Source organism: Mesorhizobium sp. M7A.F.Ca.AU.002.02.1.1 (genome assembly GCF_003998535.1).
Lineage (GTDB): Bacteria > Pseudomonadota > Alphaproteobacteria > Rhizobiales > Rhizobiaceae > Mesorhizobium > Mesorhizobium ciceri.
The window spans coordinates 1-1,360 of record NZ_RZPB01001156.1; the positions used below are offsets into that span (position 1 = coordinate 1).

Here is a 1,360-nt window from a genome sequence, read left to right on the forward strand (position 1 = left end):
CCCTCAGCGGACTGGCGGCGGGCTTGGCGGCAGCGATTTGCGCCGCGATCTTCTGGCGCGCTTCCGCGCCGCCCATCGCCGTCACCAGCCGGTTACGGTCGAAGGCGGTGGCGGCGTCGGCGACAACCACCTTGCCGTCGCGCATCACCACGATGCGGTCGGCGTTGCGCAGCACCTCCCCCAGCACATGCGAGATCAGGATGCAGCTTTTGCCGCCGGCAACGAAGCGGCGCACGAAGGCCAGCAACTGGCCCGCCGTATGCGCGTCGAGCGACGATGTCGGCTCGTCGAGGATGACGAGGTCGAGACGATCCTGGGTGACGGTGAAGGCGCGCGCCACTTCGACCATCTGGCGACGGCCGATCGACAGGTCGCCGACAATGTCCGACGCCGAGATGCTATGACCCGGAAAGATCTCGTCGAGCTTGGCGGCGATCAGCTCGGCCGCCTTGCGCCGCCAGCCGAAGCCACGCAGCGAAGCGTGGTTGATGCGTGTGTTCTCGGCGACGCTGAGATTGGGGCACAGCGACAGTTCCTGAAACACGCAGCGTATGCCGAGCTGCTGCGCGCGCGACACCGAGTAGTTGTCCTCGGTGTCGCCATGCACGCCGATCTGCCCGCTGTCGGGCACCAGCGTGCCCGCCACCATGTGCATCAGCGTCGATTTGCCGGCGCCATTGTGGCCGACGAGCCCGACGCATTCGCCGGGTCCGACGTGAAAATCCACGCCACCCAGCGCGCGAACGGCGCCGAAATGCTTTTCGGCGCCGTTCAGTCTGATGATGTCAGCGTTACCCCTGGGCATGCTCAACGATACTCGCTTGGCGATACGGACGGCAACGCTTGGCCGACACTCACTTGATGTTGGCTTTGATGGCCGCGATCGCGTCTTCCTGCGTGTATTCGTGGCTGGCGACGCCGCCCTTGGGGATCTTTGGCAGCTCGGCCTCGAAATCGTCCTGCGTGAAGGCCAGATACGGCACCAGCAGGTCGTGCGGAATATCGGTGCGGCCGTCGAGCACCTGCTGCGCCACCCAGAAGGCGAGCGATGACACGCCGGGCGCGATCGATGCCGACCAGGTCTGGTAGCCGTCCTTGTCCTTCTGCTCCTTCCACCACTGCAACTCGTCCTGGCGGTTGCCCATGATGATGGTTGGGCGCGGCTTGCCGGCGGCGGCGAAGGCCTGTGCGGCGCCGTAACCGTCGCCGCCCATCCCGAGTTCAAGATCGTCGGTTCGGTGACCGGCGACTGGGACCAGACGACGGCGCAAAAGGCGGTGGCGACCATCCTGCCGTCGCTGCCCGACATCGTCGGCGTCGTCGATCAGGGCGGCGACGGTTACGGCGCCGCACAGGCCTT

1 protein-coding gene and 2 pseudogenes are annotated in these 1,360 nt (G+C 66.3%); 1 reads left to right on the top strand and 2 read right to left on the bottom strand.

All coding sequences use genetic code 11. The annotated features are described in order from the left end of the window. Together EN879_RS36035 and EN879_RS36040 are read right to left on the bottom strand one after the other, a co-directional pair. A partial coding sequence (locus tag EN879_RS36035) for an ATP-binding cassette domain-containing protein (protein WP_164774840.1) occupies nucleotides 1-805 on the bottom strand: 805 nt, incomplete at its 3' end. A 49-nt stretch (nucleotides 806-854) separates the two neighbouring features. Next, nucleotides 855-1,211: pseudogene (locus tag EN879_RS36040) on the bottom strand (ABC transporter substrate-binding protein); the annotation flags it as partial. On the opposite strand from EN879_RS36040, the pseudogene EN879_RS40400 reads away from it, so the two are divergent. Continuing rightward, nucleotides 1,203-1,360, top strand: a pseudogene (locus EN879_RS40400) (ABC transporter substrate-binding protein); the annotation flags it as partial. The pseudogenes EN879_RS36040 and EN879_RS40400 overlap by 9 nt on opposite strands.